Annotated in this window: 14 protein-coding genes; 6 read left to right on the forward strand and 8 right to left on the reverse strand. The window is 39.8% G+C overall.

The window, feature by feature from the left end; translation table 11 throughout:
• Window positions 1–360: 360 nt before the first annotated feature.
• Window positions 361–1,227, forward strand: coding sequence for a carboxylating nicotinate-nucleotide diphosphorylase (gene nadC, locus VB740_RS23980; RefSeq protein ID WP_323202381.1), 867 nt, complete (start codon window positions 361–363; stop codon window positions 1,225–1,227).
• A 211-nt stretch (window positions 1,228–1,438) separates the two neighbouring features.
• Here the strand turns inward: nadC and VB740_RS23985 are convergent, their stop codons facing one another.
• From VB740_RS23985 to VB740_RS23995, 3 genes are all read right to left on the reverse strand, one after another.
• The gene (locus tag VB740_RS23985; RefSeq protein WP_323202382.1) at window positions 1,439–4,132 is read right to left on the reverse strand and encodes a PAS domain S-box protein; all 2,694 of its coding nucleotides are present in this window, start codon (window positions 4,130–4,132) and stop codon (window positions 1,439–1,441) included.
• 511 nt (window positions 4,133–4,643) lie between these two features.
• Entirely contained in the window at window positions 4,644–5,819 is a 1,176-nt protein-coding gene (locus VB740_RS23990; protein ID WP_323202383.1) for a DNA double-strand break repair nuclease NurA, read from the reverse strand.
• Window positions 5,820–6,161: 342 nt separating this feature from the next.
• Window positions 6,162–6,947, reverse strand: a complete 786-nt coding sequence (locus VB740_RS23995; protein ID WP_323202384.1) for an HAD family hydrolase — start codon at window positions 6,945–6,947, stop codon at window positions 6,162–6,164.
• 470 nt (window positions 6,948–7,417) lie between these two features.
• Between VB740_RS23995 and VB740_RS24000 the strand changes: the two genes are divergently transcribed.
• A complete protein-coding gene (locus VB740_RS24000) occupies window positions 7,418–8,359 on the forward strand; it encodes a DNA polymerase III subunit delta' (protein ID WP_323202412.1) in 942 nt (313 codons plus the stop codon).
• 268 nt (window positions 8,360–8,627) lie between these two features.
• The gene (locus tag VB740_RS24005; RefSeq protein ID WP_323202385.1) at window positions 8,628–9,248 is read left to right on the forward strand and encodes a hypothetical protein; all 621 of its coding nucleotides are present in this window, start codon (window positions 8,628–8,630) and stop codon (window positions 9,246–9,248) included.
• 511 nt (window positions 9,249–9,759) lie between these two features.
• Here the strand turns inward: VB740_RS24005 and VB740_RS24010 are convergent.
• Complete coding sequence (locus tag VB740_RS24010; protein ID WP_323202386.1) at window positions 9,760–9,897, reverse strand: hypothetical protein; 138 nt, start codon at window positions 9,895–9,897, stop codon at window positions 9,760–9,762.
• A gap of 196 nt (window positions 9,898–10,093) precedes the next feature.
• On the opposite strand from VB740_RS24010, the gene VB740_RS24015 reads away from it, so the two are divergent.
• Both VB740_RS24015 and VB740_RS24020 read left to right on the forward strand, forming a co-directional pair.
• Entirely contained in the window at window positions 10,094–10,858 is a 765-nt protein-coding gene (locus VB740_RS24015; RefSeq protein ID WP_323202387.1) for an N-acetylmuramoyl-L-alanine amidase, read from the forward strand.
• 91 nt (window positions 10,859–10,949) lie between these two features.
• Window positions 10,950–12,521, forward strand: a complete 1,572-nt coding sequence (locus VB740_RS24020) for a glucosaminidase domain-containing protein (protein WP_323202388.1) — start codon at window positions 10,950–10,952, stop codon at window positions 12,519–12,521.
• A 209-nt stretch (window positions 12,522–12,730) separates the two neighbouring features.
• On the opposite strand, the gene VB740_RS24025 is transcribed toward VB740_RS24020, so the two are convergent.
• From VB740_RS24025 to mnmG, 3 genes are read right to left on the reverse strand one after another with little or no spacing between them, the layout of a single operon-like run.
• Window positions 12,731–14,092 carry a hypothetical protein gene (locus tag VB740_RS24025; protein WP_323202389.1) on the reverse strand — a complete coding sequence of 454 codons (1,362 nt, stop codon included), beginning with the start codon at window positions 14,090–14,092 and terminating at the stop codon, window positions 12,731–12,733.
• 60 nt (window positions 14,093–14,152) lie between these two features.
• Complete coding sequence (locus tag VB740_RS24030) at window positions 14,153–14,275, reverse strand: hypothetical protein (protein ID WP_323202390.1); 123 nt, start codon at window positions 14,273–14,275, stop codon at window positions 14,153–14,155.
• Window positions 14,276–14,322: 47 nt separating this feature from the next.
• Window positions 14,323–16,245 carry a tRNA uridine-5-carboxymethylaminomethyl(34) synthesis enzyme MnmG gene (gene mnmG / locus VB740_RS24035; protein ID WP_323202413.1) on the reverse strand — a complete coding sequence of 641 codons (1,923 nt, stop codon included), beginning with the start codon at window positions 16,243–16,245 and terminating at the stop codon, window positions 14,323–14,325.
• Window positions 16,246–16,654: 409 nt separating this feature from the next.
• Between mnmG and VB740_RS24040 the strand changes: the two genes are divergently transcribed.
• Window positions 16,655–17,524, forward strand: a complete 870-nt coding sequence (locus tag VB740_RS24040; protein ID WP_323202391.1) for a D-alanyl-D-alanine carboxypeptidase family protein — start codon at window positions 16,655–16,657, stop codon at window positions 17,522–17,524.
• A gap of 311 nt (window positions 17,525–17,835) precedes the next feature.
• On the opposite strand, the gene VB740_RS24045 is transcribed toward VB740_RS24040, so the two are convergent.
• The gene (locus VB740_RS24045; protein ID WP_323202392.1) at window positions 17,836–18,795 is read right to left on the reverse strand and encodes a water stress protein WSP1; all 960 of its coding nucleotides are present in this window, start codon (window positions 18,793–18,795) and stop codon (window positions 17,836–17,838) included.
• Between the last annotated feature and the right edge of the window lie 883 nt (window positions 18,796–19,678).

Here is a 19,678-nt window from a genome sequence, read left to right on the forward strand (position 1 = left end):
GTGTTAAGCATACCGCCAGCGTTCATCCTGAGCCAGGATCAAACTCTCCGTTTTGAAGCGTTTGTAGCTCTATAGCTGCTCTTTTTTAACTTCAGCTTAGTTATCTTTATTTTCTTGACGCAAACTACTTGCTGTCTTTTCGCTTTCAAACTATAATATTTTCAAGGTTCGGTTCACCTTTTGGCGTCGCGATTTCGCGCTCCGCTTCAGGCACTTATTCAATATAGCGAACCTAATTCATTGTGTCAACTATTTTTTCCAATATTATTTTGGACTCCTTCTGAGTCTCTATGAAAGCCTTGAAGGATAAGGGTTTTAGGCTATAGTATTCTTGGAAGTCTCTAAGGAAGCAATAGATTTGTGAGCAATTCTGCTGTTTTGCCGCCAAGGCTAGTTTTAGATCCTCTGTTGCATGGCTGGTTGGTGGAGGATATTGGCCGGGGCGATCGCACTACTAATTCTCTACTCCTACAAGATGTCACCCTCGGCTCGGCTCAATGGGTAGCTAAAGCTTCTGGAATAATTGCTGGCTTACCACTTGCTGCTAGAGTATTTCAGATTTTGAATGAAAAAGTCAGCTTTGTGGCGGTTACGCCTGAAGGTACATGGTGTGAATCTGGACAAATAGTAGCTGAAATTCATGGTTCGCTCGATGCCCTGCTCATGGGCGAACGCACCGCACTCAATTTAGCTATGCGCTTGAGTGGCATTGCTTCCTTGACTTATATATATGTAGAGAAAATTGCTGATTTACCTGCTCTGTTGGTCGATACGCGTAAAACTACACCAGGGTTGAGACTGTTGGAAAAATACGCGACTGCTTTGGGTGGGGCGATTAATCACCGCATGGGGTTGGATGATGCAGTGATGATTAAGGATAATCACATTGCGGCGGCTGGGGGAATTAGAGAAGCAGTTACCCGTATTCGTTCTCAGATACCTTATCCCTTGACTATAGAGGTGGAGACGGAAAGTTTAGAGCAGGTAAAAGAAGCTTTGCAGCACAATGCTGACATTATTATGTTAGACAATATGCCTTTGGATATGATGTGTCAGGCAGTGCAGTTGATTCGTCAGCAGGATAGCCGGGTAAAAATTGAAGCTTCTGGGAATGTGACTTTGGAAACTATTCGCGGTGTAGCAGAGACGGGTATTGACTATATTTCTAGCAGTGCGCCGATTACTCAGTCGAAGTGGTTGGATTTGAGTATGAAGATTCTACTCTAAGCTCGACTTTATCCAAAATTAACAACTCGGATTTCTTTATCTGGCAAAAACTCTGACTTTTAGAAAATAGTTTTTCCACATCATAGATAATTGATGAAGTTAAAAAAGCAAAACTAGTGTCCCACAGAGATTTCAGCAATAGCGATCGTGCAATGTTGCCGTAGAAGTATTACTTTGCCAAAAAATGGATAAAGTCAAGATTAAATCCTGTTTAAATTGGAATTTTAATCCAGAATTCTGTACCTTTTCCTGGTTCTGATAGACAATTCAAAATCCCACCATGTTTTTCTACTACAATTTGGTAGCTAATTGACAGTCCTAGCCCTGTTCCCTTACCCACCTGTTTTGTTGTGAAAAAGGGATCAAATAATCGGTTTCTAATATCTTCCTCTATTCCTAACCCATTATCAGCAATTCGGATGACCACAAATTTACTGTCTAAAATTTCAGTACGAATTGTAATTTGCGGTTTATGAATTGTTTTTAAATTGACCATTGATTCTTCTAAAGCATCAATTGCATTAGTCAAAATATTCATAAATACTTGATTAAGCTGCCCAGGATAGCAATCAACTAAGGGCAAATTGCCATATTCTTTAACAATCGATATATCTAGCCCGATACCATTATTTTTCCAACGATGATGCAAAATTAATAGTGTATTATCAATTCCTTCATGAATGTCAACTAGTTTTTTATCTGCTTCATCATGGCGGGAAAAATTTCGCAATCCCAAAACAATTTCACGGATACGATTAGTACCCATATTCATTGAAGATAGGAGCTTATAAAGATCATCAGTAATAAATTCTAAATCAATCTTCTCAACAAAATCTTGAATTTCTGGCTGGGGGTTGGGATAATGTTGCTGATAAAGGTGCAATAAAGTTAACATCTCTTGAAAATATTCGTTAGCATAGGTTAAGTTGCCGTGAATAAAATTAACTGGATTGTTGATTTCATGAGCAACTCCAGCTACTAATTGTCCCAAGCTAGACATTTTTTCATTCTGGATCAGTTGAGATTGAGTTTGCTGCAATTTATGCAAAGTTTCGGTAAGTTTTTCGGCTTGAGTTTGAGCAGCTAAAGTAGCAGCACGACTTTGGGTATAAAGTTGTGCGTGATCGATGGCGATCGCTAGTTGATCGCAAACCGCCTGTAACAGGCTAATTTCACTGTTGCTCCAAATGCGATGACCACTGCAATGACTGCAAACAATTGCTCCAATCTCACCAGAATTGCTTTTAACTGGTAGCAGTAGTTGAGATGTAATGCCAAACTCAGTTAAAAGTTCTTGCATATCATCATTAAGATTTGAATTGCTATTAATATCGTCGATGCAAATTAGCTCTTGAGAAAGAAGTATTTTTGTTAGAAAAGTACTTTTTTGCGGCGGAATACTGCCTAACATGGTTGGGAGCTTAGGGTTTCGTGCTTCATAGGTAATAGTCAGGCTTGGCTGGGATGGGTGTGATAAGTAACAAAGAAAATAGCAACGATCAATTTGCAATAAACTGCGAATTTCATTAACAGCAGTTTCTAGGATCATATCTAGGTCAAGAGAACTGCGGATTTGGCTAGCTAGACGCAGTAGTAAGGCTTCTCGACGGCTGAGGAGTTCTTCTCGTGCCCAGATTCGGTCAATAGCCACAGCAATATTATTAGCAATCCAATTTAATAGATTATGAGTTGGCTCAGTAAATAATTGCTTGCTAAATAAAGCAATTATTCCAATTAATTGCTGCTCTATTATTAAAGGGTAGGCAGAAAATCTTAAAATTGATAATGTAGAGTTGACAAGTTTATCTGAATTGTTGATTGATAGTTCTTCGTTAAAAATGGCTTGATGGTTTTGAATCATTAAGCCAATAATATTATTGACTAAAATCATTTGCTCTGGGAAATCTTGAGTATCGCTCAAAGCACTACAAGCAATATCTGTGCAATGAACGCCAGCCTGTAATTGTAGCTGGTTTGTCTGCCGTTCAAAAGTCCAAATACAAACAAAAGCGATATCAAGATACTCGGAAATAGTATTTGTACATGATTGCAGAATTTCTGGAAGCGTGCCACTTTGAGATAAAGCTAAACTGACTTCTGCACTCAAAACTGACAAGCGCGATCGCTCCAATAAAGCTAACTCTGAGAGCTTGCGCTGTGTGATATCTGTACGAATTGATACATATTGATAGGGTTTTCCATCTGGGTTCAACATTGGAGCAATCAAAGTGTCCACCCAATAAAAACTGCCATCCTTAGCTTTATTTTTAATTTCTCCTTTCCATATTTTTCCTTGAGCAATAGTTTTCCATAAATTTGCAAAAAATTCCTTTGTATGATGACCAGAATTAATAATCCGATGATCTTGTCCTAGAAGTTCTTCTCTAGAATATTTAGAAATTTCACAAAATTGTTTATTTACATAGGTTATCCTTCCGGTTTTATCAGTAATCGCTACTAGTGAATGGGCATTTAAAGCAAATTTAAAAGCTTCTAGCTCTCGGATAGAATTGTGTAACTCTATTTCATTCTGTTTATTAAGGGTAATGTCACGAGCTACTGCATAAATCAACTTTTCCCTGCTGAAGGCAGTCGCATTCCATGACAACCATTTGTAAGTACCATCTCGACAAAGATACCGATTCTCAAAGCTGATTGCATCTACAGATAATGTAATTTTTTGGGCTGCAACAATAGTAGATTCACGGTCATCAGGGTGAACAAATTCGATAAAGGGTTTGCTAATGAGTTCTTGCTCAGACCAACCTAGCGTTTGTGTCCATTTTGGGTTTAAATATTTAAAATAACCGTCAAAATTAGCAATACACAATAAATCTATAGAAAGTGAGAAAAATCGAGAGTATTTTTCTTCAGATTGTTTGTACCCAGATTTTACTAGTTTCATCAATTGTTTAAATACAAGTACTTTTTGGTTACAAGTAGAATAAGTTAATACGTTTTCCGCAAATTTAATAACCACTTTAATGGGATATTATCGAGCTAGACACTACTTAATATGAATTCCCACAAAGATTATTTATTTTACGAATAAATACGTAATAAACTTGATAGCAGAGGCAATAATCACCTACTAGTTTTTACTGAACAAGGTAGCTAGTTGCTGACTTAATTCTCTATTAAATAAAGGTTTCCCAAAAAAGGTGTAAAGTAATCATTTTTATTTAAAATTGAGATAAGAAGTGTTACGTAATGACAGCACCTTTTGCCTAACAGTATCAATTCCTTAATCTGCTTAAGATTGTTTGCCTGGGTATCGTGCCCATTTTGCTATCTCTAGCTTGGTTAACGTGTTAGTGCTACTAATAGGAATAAATCTAAACATCATGAACTGGGATGGCTACGATCGCCAATTTCAAAACCCGTATATTCAAACGATAAGATCGCTCTGAAAGTTCCTAAGCAATACTGCCGCGCTTTCTGGCTTCTTTGTAGGAAGTTCCCACATTTTTTAGGCCAGCTTTAATCATTTGTTGTTCGAGGAGGGCAAAGAAACGCGTTCTATCGCCACCTTTTACCACTGCTTGATTATGGGCTTCTGCGATCGCTACTGGGTAGCCATATCCTTTTTGGACTTGTGCTAGCATCAGTCCCAGCGCTTGGTCTAACATGGTTGCATTCTCTGCTACCCATGCCGGAACTTCGATTCGGGCGATTTCAGTGCCAACGTGAACATAGCAAAAGTAAATGCTTTGGTCTCCGTAAAGTTCAAGAATGGGGGAATTACTGCGCCAAAGGGTGCTACGTTGTCCTGGTTTGAGTCGGGTTGCCCAAACAGAAGTATCTCGCAACTGTTCAAAAATTTTACAAGCTACTTTTTCTAGCTGATTTGGGCAATAAGTTTTACAGTCTGGCACTGGATGAGGACAAGCTAACAAACGTAAAAAATTCATTGTTTCGATGCTGCGAGAGGCGCTAAGATAGCCCATGAGTGGAATTTGAGCATCACGCATTTGCTGCCAAGCTTCGAGGATAGGGGGTAAAATGCGATCGCGTGCATCAATTGGCAACTGTTCTAAGAACCAGTAAACTAGGGAACCATCTACCATCGCCAATGCTGGTGCTTCCCCTTTTGCTGCACATGCAAGTTCTGCCAATACCGTTGTTTCTGAAGCAGTGCGGCGAAAACTCATCCATTCTTCGGTTCTAATTCCCCACTGCCGAGACATATATAAATCTTCTGGGCGGTAAAATACTTCTGGCAAACTATCAAGTAATGGATGGCGATTTTGTCCGTAGTGTAAAACTACTCTGCCAATATTTAGGAGATAACAGTAAGCAATTTCATGATGGTTAGGGGCAATTTGCGAACCATCGGTAGCGATGACAGTATGGATTTTGGGAGGAACCGGAATATCGATGCAGGTTTCTAGCGGTTCAATTGGGGTAGCATTAGCAAAGAGAATGCGATCGCGCCATTTTTCCTGGCGATCAATTAAGTCTTGTTGACACTCGTAAGCATTTTTGAGATGTTGTTGTGCCAATTCTAAACGCTGACGACTGGCAACAGCTTCTAAAGTAAGATGCTGACTTAAACCCTGCATTTGTCGCGCCAATTTTGTAAGGTCAAGCATAAAAGTAAGTGCTAAGTCAGGAGTGAATAGTTATGAATTATTATTTCACCTAAATCGAAAAACGTAAGCTTTTAGTTTCTAATCTTTGCTATATATCCCGCTTCGTCACGCTTCGTCACTATTTTGTGTCGGAACAAATTTCAAAGCTAATAATTAAAGTTATCTTCAGACGGCTAAGTAAATGATTTTAGTCTACTTGAACTGTCTTGGATTATGCCAGGAACTGAAATTCCTGGCGGGATATCGGTAAATGCAACAATTTGAGTATTACAAAAATCTGGGCAATGACAAACCCTATTAGAGTAAAGACATCAAGAGATTATTGCAATGTATTTAATATATTCAAAGCCAAGCAGAAAAATCTTTTGCAAATTGAGACAATGATAACAGATGAATTTGCGGATCATTTTGGGCAGCTTCCCGTTCCGCGTGGGTATTATAACCCCAGTCTGCAAGGAAGAGTTTCACATCTTCAAGGTCTGTTTGCTGTTGGACTAACTGCAATGTCTTGAGTCTATCTTCTACAAACCAAAGACTAACTGGTTTGTTTTCTGCTTCCTGCTTTAGTTCTCGCAGAATTTCGTATTTAGGACGCTTGACTTCCTTCCCAAAAATTGATGCTGCTGGTAAATTAACTCCTTCTTGTTGCAACAACTGCTGTACAAAACGCCCTTCTTTAGTTGTTACAATATATAACTTAACTCCACCGTCAAGAGTTAATTTGATTTTTTCTACTACACCCGGATAAAATCTATGCAGACTTAGCCAACCGTCTAAATTGGTGGTAATCCATTCATCTCGTTGATTATCTAGTTTCGCAGCAATTTCTTTTGCTTGTAGTTTGTCGTCTAACAAAAGTTTTGGGGCGATGCTAGCCCATTCATGAAGAATTTTCTCATCAGGAATTTCATCTACCAAGGCTTTGATTAAAACGGGCATTTCCCAACCCGTTTCAATGACAGGTCGTAGGCGATAGAACCTTAAAGCTAAATCATCTGCTGGTGTGTCGTTAGCAGAAGACCAAATTTTACAATAGGTATGCCATGCTACCTCAAAATATTCAATTAGTCCGTCGCATATGACTCCATCAAAGTCTAGGGCTAAAATTGTGGGACTACTTGCTGTCATTGTTTTGAGGATTAAACTTCTGTTGCCAGCTTAACTGAACTAGCAATGATTTGTTGTATCACAACTGTAGGTAGAAAAAAAAGTATGGATGATTGGACGAGCGCTCTAGCACTTCCAAGCAGGTAACTCTTCATCGCATTAATGATTCCAAACTGCCTCGACCTTTTGCTTCCCAATAGTACCCACAGGTGTACTGTTACCTTAATAATCTGAAATGTCATGATTTGAGTGTGAATTCCTCGGTGTAACTCCACTGACATATGAGTGGGCATTACCGGACTTCTATAAAGCAGCGGAAAGTGCTGACTGTTGACTGCTGACCGTTGACTTTTAACTGTCAGCAGTCATTGCAACAGTGCTAATATGGCCAACATTGGCACTTTGTAGCTTCTAAGTTGTCCTTTTATAAGACAACAACTCTACTACATCAGCCCTCTGTTTTTATATTATTCTTTTGGCGAAGGTACTGTATTAACGCATTTGCACCACTTGTAGGACAACAGCAAGCTATAGAATTACTCACTCAGGCTGTTAGACAAAATCGGGTTGCTCCAGCCTATCTATTTGTGGGGCCAGATGGTGTAGGAAGAAGTTTAGCAGCTAAGTGTTTTGTAGAACTGCTATTTTCTAGTGAAATGGGAGTCACTACAGCTTTACAAAACCGTTTGCGTCAAGGGAACCATCCAGCTTTGTTGTGGGTGCAACCAACGTACCAATACCAGGGACAACGATTAACAGCAGCAGAAGCGGCCGAGAAAGGACTTAAGCGTAAGGCACCACCTGTAATTCGGCTAGAGCAAATTCGGGAAATTACCGAGTTTCTCAGTCGTCCGCCCTTAGAAGCACCGAGGAATGTGGTGGTGCTGGAAGAAGCGCAAACAATGGCAGAAGCAGCAGCGAATGCTTTACTTAAAACCTTAGAAGAACCGGGACAGGCAACGTTAATTTTAATTGCACCTACACCTGAGTCTGTTTTGCCAACTCTGGTGTCACGCTGTCAACGCATTCCTTTTTATCGCTTAGATGCACAGTCTTTGGCTGTTGTGCTCACACAAACTGGTCATCAGGAAATTTTGGCAAATCAGGCGGTATTGAATATAGCAGCTGGTAGTGCGGGAAGTGCGATCGCATCTTACGAGCAATTACAAGCTATTCCTCCTGAGTTACTCGATGATTTGAAAAAAGCCCCTGCTTCTTACCGCAAAGCTTTGGAGTTAGCTAAGAAAATTGATAAGGATTTAGATACAGAAGCCCAACTGTGGTTAGTTGATTATCTTCAGCAATACTACTGGCAGCAGTGGCATCAACCCAGCATCATCAACCAGCTAGAACAAGCTCGTAAATACTTACTTTCTTACGCTCAACCAAGGCTAGTTTGGGAATGTCTGCTTTTATCTATATATCAAAAATAAAATCTCATTTATTAACTCTTGTACAAAAACCTCAAACCCTTTAGCAATATTAAATGATATTACTTAAGTATCCGAAAATATTAGTACTTGTGTATTATTGAAAAGCTACGCAAAGTGTCATCTAGAGGATATGGCGAGTTAGGAGACATTGCCCCAAGACACTGTAATTTGCTCAATTGTCTAAGCTTCATAGCAAATGAAAGTCTTGCGGGAGATGACTAAGTAAAGGCTGTTCAATTATTGTCTTTAAAGATTGTACCCCTGACTTATGATGAACTTACCACAGACAATTCCAGCTCTTCTTTTAGGGACTAGCTTGGCTGTGTTTTTGCCTCAAGTTTGCCCTGCTTTCACTGTTCAAGAGGTAGCTAGCCTTGCCCAAGCATCAAGTGATTTACCAGTAGTCAAATCAGCAGGATTATCCCCTGATATGGATGTGCCTTGGTCGAAAGCCGTGAGAATCGTTGACCCTTTTGAAGGAGAGTTTCTTGGGGTTTTTGACCGCAACTCCTTGGGTGGCTATTTGTACCGTGAGGGTTCAAAGCAAGTTATTAGTTTGTGGACTCCTTCGAGCGTTCGAGTTCTCGTAACTGTAAATTCGGGCCAAGCAATGTCTTCTTTCTACACCGCAGGTCGTGTGTATCCCAGACCTGACTTTCTTCGGTTTGTCACAACCAAGAGAGTCGAGAAACTTTTGCTCAAGGTCAAGGAAAAAGTTTTTCAATTAGACGGTTCAACTGGCACGTTTGCTGTCAGTCAAGAATTAGCCACTGCTTTGAAAAACGCTCCAGATGAGAACTTAGACATCAGACTAGTTTTGGAAGGAGGTCAAACTGTTGATAGCGAAATTGGCAAAGCGACGGTAAAAGCTTGGCGAAACATTTATTAAGCGATGTCTTCTCTGCAAGAGGCTACGCATAGCTTATTTAACCGTAGGATTACCACAGACTATTCAATGTAGCATTTTTAACTTAAATATTTTTTGTTAGGAAAGGAAAATTTTTCTCCCCTCTTATCAGGAATTTCTCTGGTAGAACTTGTTTATACATTTAGCAAGAACAGAAGCAGAATCGTTGATAGGAATGTAGAAATTAAAATATGAAATTCATCAAATGTATAATAAAGTTCTCTAATTACCAGATAAATAAGTATAGTGGCGATCGCTATCTTTTATGGGAGCATTATTTTGAAACGCCCAAGTGCGACGCCGATAGCGAGTCTTGCCTACGGCACGCTACGCGAACGAGCGTCATAGCCCATCGTAGACTATCACTACTTTGAGACTGCTGGTAGCAATGCAAAATAGATTGGATATTTTTTACAAGCTTCTTCACCAACTACGTGAGAAAGCTCTCGCTACAACTGAGAACCGACTTGTTTGATGTAGTCGTGTTCATAACTTATCTGCACCGCAATTTCCGCATAGGTGCGTCCCAGCAAACTTCCAGTAAAACTACAGATTGAATATTATTGAGCCTTTCCCCAAAGGTAGAGTATAAAAGAGTATCGGCTGGATTCAGTGCCTCTTGTGCTGTCATTAGTTAGCCTGCTTCATTTATAGGTTGAACTTATGAAATTTTTGTTTTTCATGAGATTTTTACGTTAAATGTTACATCTATGTACAGTAAAAACTCACTTTATCTCACTGACAAGACGATTGCACTTGGGTTAATAATTAATACAGTATAGTAAGTTAACCCGTACTTCTTAAGTTATAAAAAGGACATCAACTCTATGAAATTTGGTATTGATATAGGACACAATTGCCCTCCTCACGATACAGGAGCAACAGGTATCCAACAAGAAGATATTTTAACGAAAGCAGTTGGTACAAAACTGATACAAAAACTAAAAGCAGCAGGTCATACGGTTATTGATTGCACTCCCACAAGTGCTAGTGGTATAAACGATTCTCTAAGACAACGAGTCAATAAAGCAAATGCTAATAACGTTAATGTCTTTATTTCGATTCACTTTAATAAGTTCAACACTATAGCTAATGGCACAGAAATTTTCGCCATTAGCAATACATCGAAAGGTATCGCTAGATCAGTTTTGCAAGAGATTGTAAAACTTGGTTTCAATGATAGAAAAGTTAAAAGTACAAATTTCTTTGTGATCAAGAATACACAAATGCCAGCTATTTTAATTGAGTGCTGCTTTTGTGATTCCAAGTCAGATATGGATCGCTTTGATGCTGAAAAAATGGCCGAAGCAATTAAAAATGGATTAATTGGTGAGTCCGATCACGATGAGCCTAAGCCTGATAAAAAGTACAGTCTGGAAATTACAGAAAAAACTTTTTTAAAACCTTCTACAGAACAGTCATCAGAACTACCTAAAGAATCTGTAATCGATATTGTTCCAGGAAGTTACCCAATTTTAGATGTCCGTTTTGAGGAAAACCATTATTGGGTTAAGTGGCTTGATAAAAGTAAAGGAAATCGAGATGGGCATTTTGTTTTTGCTGGACACGCCAAAGTTGTAGAAAAAGATTAACTTATTCTATTTAAACCATTCGTGAACACATAGATCCCCCACTTTTCCTAGAAGTAGGGGATCTACAAAAAGTTTTTAATAGGACAAAGATATGTCATTACTAGATGATTTAGTTAACAATTATTTTAATAAAGATTTAGCATTAATTTTTACAAAAATTGGTATTGAAAATGCAAGGATTACCGAGATAAATCGGCAAACTCTAAAAGAAGTTACCCTGGCTCAATGGTTACTAGAGTCTACTAGATGTAAAAGCGATCTTGCTGTTAACGCTAACAATTTTGCCGGATTAAAATGGCGAGATCCTGATATGAAAGGGTTTGCCGAACCGTTGAAAATCAAAGTTCCTTCTGAGTCAAAAGAAGTTGATTTCTGTAAATTTACAGATATAGACGCTTTTATTATTGGTTATTGGAAGTTTTTAACTCGCACTCCCTATAGAGGCTTAGAGGATTATACCAACACGCCAGAGAATTTTATTGGCTTTCTCAAGGCTAAAGGCTATTCATCTGATCCTAACTATGTCAACAAGATTGTGAATTTGCTTCCAGAGGCGCAGAATTTACTGGCTAATGCAGGTGGAGTTGCCATTCCCGCTTCAGTGGAACAACTACAGCTAATTCGTGCGCCAAAAGAAGTTGAATTAGGACAAAATTTTAGGGTTGAAGGCATAGCACGTTTAACCGACAGTGGTAAGGTTTTGTCGGTGATGATCGATGACAAATTTCCAGCCTCAAGTGTAATAATTAATCAGTATGGCAAATGGCAATTTGATTTCGTCTTTAAAGAAGAAGGCGATCGCCGCATGATAATTGCCATTGACGATCAAACTCTAGAGATCCAGATTAAAGTTGTTGTTCCTTTCGATAACAAGGATGATGAGAATACTCAACAACCTACAGCATCCAGTTTACCAGGAGCAAAGCTAATTACGCTCAGTGGTAGTGTAGGAATTGGCGGAGTTAATAAAGCTGATGATGTTAAGGCTATTAAAGCGCGATTGCATGAGCTAGGCTACAAATGGGTAGGTGATCCTAACAGTGCAGACAGAGACAGAGGACTGTTTGACGCGATCAAGTTATTTCAATCAATTATTGCTGGTCGCAGTACTATTAATGGTGATGGTCGAGTTGATGTTGGTGGAATAACTCATCGATGGTTGCAAGCAGCTAACTCACCACGATGGGAGTTGATGCCAAAAAGCGATCGCGACAATGGTTTTGTAAACGGTGAACTAGAAGACACTAAAGATAACCACGATTTTGGAACACACTGGTTAGCTGATGCGATCAAAAAAATTGCCCAAGATTATCAAAACAGTTATCGTAACACTCACCCCACAGCTGCTCCATTCGCAATTAATGATGTTAGTCTTCCTCATGGAGGTGATACTCCCGACCATCATGGACATGAAACTGGCATGATGTGCGATGTTTACTTACCCAAAAAAAATGGAAATTTTGGTGGCATTTTTTGGTCGAGTTCTGAATATGATCAAGATGCTACGCGAGCTATTCTCAAGTCTATTCGTAAGCAAAGCCTGGTAAAGGTGGGGGCGGTTTTCTTCAATGATAAAAAGCTAATTCAAGAGGGGCTATGTACCCCGATGATTGGTCACGATCATCATATTCACTTTGAAATTAACCCACCATTAAGAAGCTAAGAGAGAGTCCGGTTGAATACCATTTTTTAAAATCTTAGCAACACATAATCGGCTATAGGGTTGTACACTTGTACAACCCTATCTATATATCTGTATCAGCTATTTCGTCAAACAGTATAATTAGGTAAATACGATATGATGCAATGTACGACTTAGAGGTTATTATTGCAATATTTTGATTAATGAAAGAGTTGCTGAGAGAAGAGATTTTACAATTTCTGCCCTGCGTAAATAGATCGCACTTCACCGTTGCGCCGGATGACAGCTTCGCCATTACTAACATCTACTAGCGTCCAACCGCTTGAGCCGATACTTTCACCCATATTGATGCGGCGAGTTACGCCATCAATTTTAAACAAAGCAGCAGATTTGTTGCCTAACTCTAGCAATCCTTCTAAGGTATTACTCGGAGCAACTGCGATCGCAGTTGCCGGATATACTTGTTCCTGGGTAATAGTTGGTTCTGGCTCTGGGGCGAGTGCTGCACGTAATGGAACTACTGGTAATGCAGGCAGAGGCTTGGGTGTTTGCCGCACAGTAATGGGTGCAGTTTTTGCAGCTACAGGCTTCAGTTCGGCTCTTACAGTCGCAGCTAACATATTCACAGTTACAGGCTTGGCAGCTTGTTGTACTGTATTTAGGGCATTTTTCACAACATTAGGTTGAGATCCCTGTAATGCACTGGGTAATGCACTGGCAACTTGTGGTAAAAGTGTGGGACTACCAGGAATAGTCGGAAGCGCATAGCGCATTGGCGACGGCGCTTGATAAACGGGAACGTATATCCGCTCAACAACGCCTCCAGAACGATTGGGGGCTGGTGGTGTATTGTTAGCTAGAAGTGGAAGTGGTGGTAGATTACCTGTTGTTTGCCCGTTACCAAGGGCTATTTGGTTAGTATTTGCCTGATTGGAGAATCCAGGCATGACAGATTTTTGATTGCTTTTTGCTCCTTGCTTATCTATAACTGCTAGCGATTGGAGCATGTAGTCAACCAACTCTGCCTCAATTTCTACTTTTGTTGGCAACTGTGACTGCGCTTGCGGCACTAGAAGAGCTGGCTGGGCCAAGTTGGTATTTAAAAGATATACGACTCCAGACTGTACCAGGTAAATAATACTAGCCATCGCTACGCCTAAAGTTGTTCCCACAATCAGCAGTTTGCCCAAAGTCCGACTACTTTTCTGACGCTTTCTAGTAACTGATTTAACAGTAGCAGTGTCAAACACAACGGTACTCAAGTGCTTGTGGTTATCGTAAGCAACTGACTGTACTGCTTGGTTCACTGTGTTCGGTAAGATAATCTGTGGTATCGTTACCACGTATTCTGAAGGCGACTGGCGTTGAGCTTGGGAGGAAACCCCAGCAAAAGACTGGCTCGATTTATTCTGCCTACCGTGCCTAACGGTTTGAGAAGGCAGATTACTACTAACATCCAGAACGGAGTCGATATCGGCAAAGAGTTCATCCATTAGGCCATCAGCATAGTTTTCTATCGACCAAGGCTCGTTGGCGATTAAGTCTTCTGATGGTTCCGGTACTATGAGACGGGTGCTGGCTTCTTGTAACATAGACTTTCTGGGTTGTTGCTAGGACGAGGAAACGCCGCGCCTACTGCCTGGGAATTAGGATTACAGATAAAATATCCAATCCGCCGTCTTATTGAGACGAGTTGGTTGAGCGCTGGTATTAAAGTGAACTTTAATCTGGGGATTGTTGATGATGACACTACTAATATTTATGTCATCTATCATACCAATTTCCCTCCCTACTACTATACTCAGTCTTTATCAAGCTTGTGTTAAGCTAACGCTGGAAACTCTGATTGGCTCTTGGTTCTACGCAATTCTAAATATAATAATAAAGCGTTAACGTCCGCTGGGTTTACACCACCAATACGTGCAGCTTGACCAAGTGTGAGTGGTTTTACGTGAGTTAGCTTTTCCCGTGCCTCTTTGGAAAGAGTATCAATTGCTGTATAGTCCAAATCCGCAGGTAATTGGCGATGCGCTTGGCGGGCAATTTGGTCAATCTGATTTTGTTGCCTAGCGAGATAGCCAGAATATTTTATGTCAATTTCTGCACCTTCTTTCTCAGCGCGGTTGAGGTTGGGGTTTCCTAGTCCGAACCTGTCGAGGTCAACGTAATGGAATCCCGGACGGCGCAGTAAGTCATTGAGAGTTATTGAACCTTTAATTGCTTGTTGGGTATTAGATGCGATCGCTATTCCTATTTCATCATGTTCTTTGACTCGTGTAACTTGCAATCTTTGTTTTTCTGTGGTAATATTTGCCTGCTTTTGGGTAAATAGATCCCAACGGCGATCGTCAATTAAACCAATTTCTCGCCCCAAGGGTGTCAAGCGTTGGTCGGCATTGTCAGAACGCAATATCAATCGGTACTCAGACCTACTGGTAAGCATCCGGTAAGGTTCCCGTAAATCCTTTGTACACAGGTCATCAAGTAGCGTTCCAATGTAACTTTGCTCACGGGCAAAGACAATCATTTCTTGAGAACGAACAAATCGAGCTGCGTTAATTCCCGCCACAAGCCCTTGAGCTGCGGCTTCTTCATAACCTGTGGTGCCATTAATCTGCCCAGCACAAAACAGTCCGGCAATCTTCTTAGTCATCAGTGTGGGGTAACACTGAGTTGCAGGTAAATAGTCATATTCCACAGCATACGCCGGACGCAGCATCACACATTTTTCCAAACCGGGGAGAGTCCGCAACATTTGTAGTTGCAAATTTTCTGGCAACCCTGTAGAAAACCCTTGGATATAAAGTTCGGGTATATCCCTTCCTTCTGGTTCAATAAAGATTTGATGGCTTTCTTTATCAGCAAAGCGCACAATTTTATCTTCAATACTAGGACAATAACGCGGCCCTTTCGCTTCCACCCAACCGCCATAAACTGGTGATAGGTGCAAATTATCTTGAATTAGGCGATGGGTTTCGGCGGTTGTGCGGGTGATGTAGCAAGGCATTTGTTCCCGTTCTACCCACGCCTCTGGGTCAAAGCTAAACCAGCGTACATCTTCATCCCCTGGCTGGATGAGCATTTTACTATAATCCACCGATCGCTTGTCTACCCGTGCTGGAGTTCCAGTTTTAAGTCTTCCGGTTTCAAATCCCAGGCGATTTAGGGTTTGTGTCAATCCCTCAGCCGCAAATTCTCCAGCGCGTCCGGCTGGCATTGATTTGTTTCCAACCCAAATTTTACCCCCCAGGAAAGTGCCAGTTGTCAAGATGACTGCTTTACATTGGAACCCCACACCAAAATAAGTTTCAACGCCGATAACTTCACCGTTAGCGCCCAGCACCAAATCTGTCGCCATACTTTCGCGGATTGTCAAGTTGTCTTGGTTCTCGACAATATTCTTCATCACCGCTGCATATTCGCGCTTGTCACTCTGGGCGCGTAATGCCCAAACAGCAGGCCCCCGTGAAGAGTTGAGGATACGTTTTTGTAGGTAAGTGCGGTCTGCTACTTTACCAATTTCTCCGCCAAGTGCATCTACCTCATGAGTCAACTGAGATTTGGCCGGGCCACCCACTGCTGGATTACAAGGTTGCCAAGCGATTTTATCCAAGTTGAGCGTCAATAGCAGGGTACGACAACCGAGGCGTGCAGAGGCTAGAGCTGCTTCGCAACCGGAGTGACCTGCACCGACGACTATGACATCAAAAGCGTCTTGGAATTCAACGGAATTGTGCATGGTCATACTTACAGGATCGGCAAGCTTAGAGTTCTTTTCAATTTTAACTGTTCCAGTGGTTTCCTGGATGTAACTTTCTGATAAAAAAGTTATCAACTTTACTAGTACTGAATTAGAGACAAGTTTCTAGTTTTAAACTTGAAGAATAAGTCAAAAATACAATCTTTTTTAATAATTCTGGCGGTGTTGCCATTTATTTATTACAGCTATTTTTAACATAATTAGCTATGAAAAAAGCTGATTTATTACAGTTTTATATTATATAGGTTGCATAAGCTATATAGAAAAATATATCAACCTTATGGATTATCTGCTCTCTCATTTTTTTCATTTTCGCTTGCAATTAATTAATAACAGATTATAAGAAACTTATCTAGCGCTTTTATTCTTAAATCCACTAACCAATTATTTAAAAATGAAACTACCCATCAGAAAGAAAAAAATCATTCCTAGAATTATCAGAAAGGCAACTTTTATTAGTATAGTTATCTTGATGATTTTTATCTTAGTAGCTAGTAATGAGATTACCCAACAAAAATTAGCTAGAACTGCACAACCATTAAATAGATGCTTGAGTAATGATTTATTAGTTTGTACAGATACTTCTAAAGAGACAATATTAGAACCATTTATTCCCAACCCCGAATTAAATGAGCAACAGCGTTTTTTATCTGCGATCGCTAGGAAGTTACCAGTTCCCCTGCCTGGTACTTATGAATATATTTTGCTACGAGCATATGGTGCAGCCTTTGTAAATCAAAATGTCGAGATTAAATTGCCGCCAAAATATATCTTTGCTAATGAACAAGAAACCCAAGAATTTCAAGCTACTTTAACAATGGGTTATGTTAATGGCACTAAAGATTGTTATTTACAAAAGCCAGCAGCTGATGCTTTAAATCAAGCGCGATCGCTACAAAAAATACCGCTAAAATCTGGTTATGGTTCTGGTGATTGTACTCGCACTTTCAATACGAATTTAAAATTTTGGCATAAATATGCTAACAATCGAATTTTGGCAAAAGTTCAGGAGGGCAAAGAAACAAAAATTCTCGGTGTGGTTGCCCCTCCTGGAACTTCACAACATCTCTGGGGATTAGCAATTGATTTACGCGTAGGTAGTAAAGAACAAAGAAAAGCTCTTAATCAAAATGGTTGGTTTCAAACTGTAGCAAATGATGTCCCACATTGGACTTATGTGGGCTTACCTGAAGAGAATTTACCTCTGTTTGGTTTTAAAAAACAACTTGTCCGAGGCATTACTTATTGGATTACGCCACTTTAATTATTAATATTATTTAACATATAATTAGACTTGCTTACCCTGAGCATGGAAATTATATTAACTTTTTGAAAGATGCATAGTGGCGTCGCACAGCGAAGCATAAGACTTGGTATGAATGTTGGGTTTCGCGTTGATCAACCCAAACTACTAGTACATCAGCCTTAAAAGATTGGTTTCAAATAAAAATAAAAATCTAGTTAGTCTCTACAAAGGTAGTTTGGCACATAAAATTTTTTTATCTTTAGCTCCGTTCTTCAACTCTTATAAAAACTACTTTTACAAGAGTTGAAGAAAGAGTATCCTAACGATTGTTATTCATTAACAATCGTAAAGCCTTCATAATCAACGACTCCACTCACAGCATTTGGTAAATTAACGTTACCAAGCAAGGTGGCGGTTGCAAAACCAGCACCATTAGCACCACCAGCACTACCTAAACCTAAACCTGATGCAGCAAGTTCATCTTGGTAGCCTGTGATCTCATAGACAGCGCCAGTTTCCACCCAACCGAGCAATCTTTGAGAACCGCTGTTAGTAAATGACAACCCAGAATCTAAGTTGAGATTCAAAGCTTGCCCTGAAGGAGTTCTCAGAGCAATCGGTGCAGATAGCTGACCAGTAAGCAAATCTACTTTGTAAAGCTGGTTTCCATCTCCATCATTAGTCCTGAAATCGCTAGCAAGAGCGCGAGTATTACCAGGATTGAGATTGTCGATAGCTAATCCATCGGCAAATTGAGAGTTGGTAGGTTGAGTTCCTCGTCTTTGTGCAGCAGTAGTAGCTGGACCAAAGTTATCTACAAGGCTAATAACTCCAGGGTTAGCTGTAGTAATTCTATAAAGAGAGCTTCCTACTGGTCCATTGGCGGGATTCGGATTCCCTGAAATGTTGTATAAAGCACTACGATTAAAGTCAGCACCTGACTCAAATCCAAAACGACGGTCAGATGCTGTACGAGTTGGTGAGGTCGTGGCTGGAGCAAAAGGCTGATCTACATTATTAACGACAGTAACAGTTGGATCAATTGGTGTTGTGGGACCAGTGACCCGTGCTTCGTTAACTGCACCAACCCTTCCAGTAATGGGGTTAGTTCCCAAACCTTCTAAATCTGCGGTAGTAGCATTAGCTGGGAGATTGACTGTACCTACTCGTGTGGGAGTAATAGTACCTCCAGGTGCAGCAGGGATCAAAAAGCGGTAAACGTCAAGTTGCTTGCCATTACTAGCGTTGCCGTCACGATCTTCTCCAATGGTATAGCCGTAGAGTGCCATGAGAATTTTCTCCTTGTTGAAACCTGTTAAACTTTTGGGAATATTCCAAATATGCAGTATTCAATATGTGCAAATTGCTATCCGACTAAAAGTCTTTAACGACACAAACAAAAGCTTTCCTTCGCAGGCTAAGATTTAGAGCTAGTCTGCGTTATCTTAACTTTGCTTATATAGTCTATAAGCTTGCAAAATTGAAACACTACTAAACCTTTGACTGTAAACAGGCTAGGACGACTTAACTCAAGACTGTTGTAGTTACTATTTGCTCAATTTGTGAAAGTAGAATATGTGATAACTTGATGTTGGGGATACAAATTTCAAAACTACATCTAGTTACACTTACATACATTTTGTAGGAACCCACTATTTCCAAATTGTATTAAAACAACGGAGAGTTAAACGTCTTTTATTTACCTAATTAAAAGTCAAATTTTAAGGTTAATAATTGTATTTGGAATTATCTTAATATCAATATATTTGAGTAATATTAAGAGAAAATTTTCTATTTGTTAAGTTTTAATAACATTTTGGTTAAGGTTTAGTAGTTGCTAAGTGTTTTTACTTGCTGATATGCTTCTTTCATCGTTTGAACAAAGGAATCATCATTGAGAACAACTAAATACACAAGTATACTTTCTCCTGCTGAAACCGCTACCGATTACCTGTGGGCTTGGATAGAACAATTTGCTCAATCCTCAGGTCTGCCGAGCAAGGATGATTTTGTACAGTTTCACAAATAGATATAATTTCTATAAATAACATTTTGTAGCTAATTAATACCTTTACTAAAGTTATTGTTATAGGCATAAATTGATTAATTTAATAATCCATTAAATTAATCAATTTATGCAGGGGATCGCTATTAGTCTATTCAGTTAGAAAT

Origin of the sequence: Nostoc sp. UHCC 0251 (assembly GCF_034932245.1) — a bacterium.
Classification (GTDB): Bacteria; Cyanobacteriota; Cyanobacteriia; order Cyanobacteriales; family Nostocaceae; genus Nostoc.